The organism is Rhizobium alarense (assembly GCF_021555155.1).
Taxonomy (GTDB): domain Bacteria; phylum Pseudomonadota; class Alphaproteobacteria; order Rhizobiales; family Rhizobiaceae; genus Rhizobium_D; species Rhizobium_D alarense.
This window is the reverse complement of the sequence record NZ_JAKGBU010000181.1, coordinates 1-1,148: the sequence shown is the minus strand read 5'-3', so window position 1 is coordinate 1,148 and position 1,148 is coordinate 1. Positions and strand designations below refer to the sequence as shown.

The following is a 1,148-nucleotide window of genomic DNA, read 5'->3' as shown; positions in this document are numbered from 1 at the left end:
AGCAGCCTCATCTGGTACCTGCTGATGAGGGTGACCGACCACTATCGCTATGCGCTCCTCGGCACTGCGCTCGTCATGGTTCATCCCCGCGCCTGCGGGGAACACCTGTCGCCTGCCTGCCGGGCCGCCGTCTCGTCCGGTTCATCCCCGCGCATGCGGGGAACACTACAGCACCAAACCCGGTTTTAACATGCTGCACGGTTCATCCCCGCGCATGCGGGGAACACAAGATGCGACATTTTGTCACGTACGTTTATCACGGTTCATCCCCGCGCATGCGGGGAACACTGGACGATCTCCGCCAGCTCCTCGTGCGTCGCCGGTTCATCCCCGCGCATGCGGGGAACACTCCGCGCGCATCGGCGAAAGCTCGTCCGCGCCCGGTTCATCCCCGCGCATGCGGGGAACACGCAAGGACGTTGGCCGCCGTGGCATAGTCCAGCGGTTCATCCCCGCGCATGCGGGGAACACAGGTAACGATCGTTCTCCGGTCCGACCGGATCCGGTTCATCCCCGCGCATGCGGGGAACACACTCGACGAGCCGGCCGGCGCGTGTCTGGTCGCGGTTCATCCCCGCGCATGCGGGGAACACGCCCGCTGCCCGCCCCATCGACCGTCAACAGTTGGTTCATCCCCGCGCATGCGGGGAACACTCGCCACAGCCTTCCTGGCCAGGCCATCAGCGCGGTTCATCCCCGCGCATGCGGGGAACACGTTCCCTTGAAGCCGCCGCCTCGCGTGAACTCCGGTTCATCCCCGCGCATGCGGGGAACACGATAAGAACTTCGATTTCGGGCAGTGGGTCAGTTTGAAATCCAGTCTAGGAATCCTTGGGCCTGAATGCCATATTCAAAGCATGATAGACAGAACACCCAAGCGCCCGCGCGACCAGAACCAACTTGCCAAGGCTATTGTGGATTTGGCAACGGGAGAAGCCGAAGACAAGAAGCCCCTTGAAAGCGCACGGAAAGGTGGGCTGAAGGGCGGGGCAGCTCGCGCAAAGTCGCTGACTCCTGAAGAGAGATCGGAGATTGCGCGCTTGGCGGCTTCTGCAAGATGGAAGAAGGCGGACTGAACCGCGCCGGGTTTGCCGGAGACCGTTTGGTTTAAGTTATGCGGCCATGGCTGGTACGTCCAGCATGGCGTA

1 protein-coding gene and 1 CRISPR repeat array are annotated in these 1,148 nt (G+C 62.7%); the gene reads right to left on the bottom strand.

Annotated features, from left to right (window positions below; all coding sequences use genetic code 11):
* Positions 1–76 precede the first annotated feature (76 nt).
* A CRISPR array of direct repeats spans positions 77–776; the repeat unit is 29 nt; unit sequence CGGTTCATCCCCGCGCATGCGGGGAACAC.
* A gap of 74 nt (positions 777–850) precedes the next feature.
* On the bottom strand, positions 851–1,148 hold a 298-nt coding region (locus LXM94_RS25885), incomplete at its 5' end, for a hypothetical protein (protein ID WP_235774762.1).